This is a genomic window from Methylobacterium sp. AC690 (genome assembly GCF_979256535.1).
The window spans coordinates 1-972 of record NZ_CEEDOX010000050.1 but is presented as its reverse complement, the minus strand read 5'-3'; the positions used below and the strand labels follow the sequence as shown (position 1 = coordinate 972).

2 protein-coding genes and 1 pseudogene are annotated in these 972 nt (G+C 57.7%); 1 reads left to right on the top strand and 2 read right to left on the bottom strand.

From position 1 onward, the window contains the following. Both AC0IY1_RS25275 and AC0IY1_RS25270 read right to left on the bottom strand, forming a co-directional pair. Window positions 1-256, bottom strand: a 256-nt coding sequence (locus AC0IY1_RS25275; RefSeq protein WP_471773321.1) for a hypothetical protein, incomplete at its 3' end; no start/stop codon positions are given. A 33-nt stretch (window positions 257-289) separates the two neighbouring features. Then, window positions 290-610 (bottom strand): annotated as a pseudogene (locus AC0IY1_RS25270) (IS4 family transposase); the annotation flags it as partial. Window positions 611-770: 160 nt separating this feature from the next. On the opposite strand from AC0IY1_RS25270, the gene AC0IY1_RS25265 reads away from it, so the two are divergent. Next, on the top strand, window positions 771-972 hold a 202-nt coding region (locus AC0IY1_RS25265), incomplete at its 3' end, for a beta-galactosidase (protein WP_109898062.1).

Below are 972 nucleotides of genomic sequence, written 5' to 3'. Positions count from 1 at the left end.
GCTTATAGTAGTCGGGGATGTCGGCGGGGTGCTTGATGAAGGCCCTGGAGCCGTACATGAACTGAGGGGACAGGATGTCCCAGGAGAAGGGCAGGGGGCCACCCTTGGTCACCTTCAGCTTGGCGGTCTGGGTGCCCTCGTAGGGGCGGCCCTCGCCCTCGCCCTCGATCTCGAACTCGTGGCCGTTCATGGAGCCCTCCATGTGCACCTTGAACCGCATGAACTCCTTGATCACTGCCTCGCCCTTGCTCACCATTTTTTCTTCCTCCACTAGTATCCTGTCTCTTGATCAGATCTTGATCCCCTGCGCCATCAGATCCTTGGCGGCAAGAAAGCCATCCAGTTTACTTTGCAGGGCTTCCCAACCTTACCAGAGGGCGCCCCAGCTGGCAATTCCGGTTCGCTTGCTGTCCATAAGACCGCCCAGTCTAGCTATCGCCATGTAAGCCCACTGCAAGCTACCTGCTTTCTCTTTGCGCTTGCGTTTTCCCTTGTCCAGATAGCCCAGTAGCTGACATTCATCCGGGGTCAGCACCGTTTCTGCGGACTGGCTTTCTACGTGTTCCGCTTCCTTTAGCAGCCCTTGCGCCCTGAGTGCTTGCGGCAGCGTGCGAGCTCGAATCCGATCCCCAATTCCTGGACTGCATGCAGCGCCGAGGGCCTCGGGTTCCGGAACCTCACCAACTACATAGCCCGCTCGCTCCTGGAATCCGGCGGATTCAGACCGAAACTACACCCTCAATTCTGAAGAGCCATGGTACCGGAATTCACTGGCCGTCGTTTTACAACGTCGTGACTGGGAAAACCCTGGCGTTACCCAACTTAATCGCCTTGCAGCACATCCCCCTTTCGCCAGCTGGCGTAATAGCGAAGAGGCCCGCACCGATCGCCCTTCCCAACAGTTGCGCAGCCTGAATGGCGAATGGCGCCTGATGCGGTATTTTCTCCTTACGCATCTGTGCGGTATTTCAC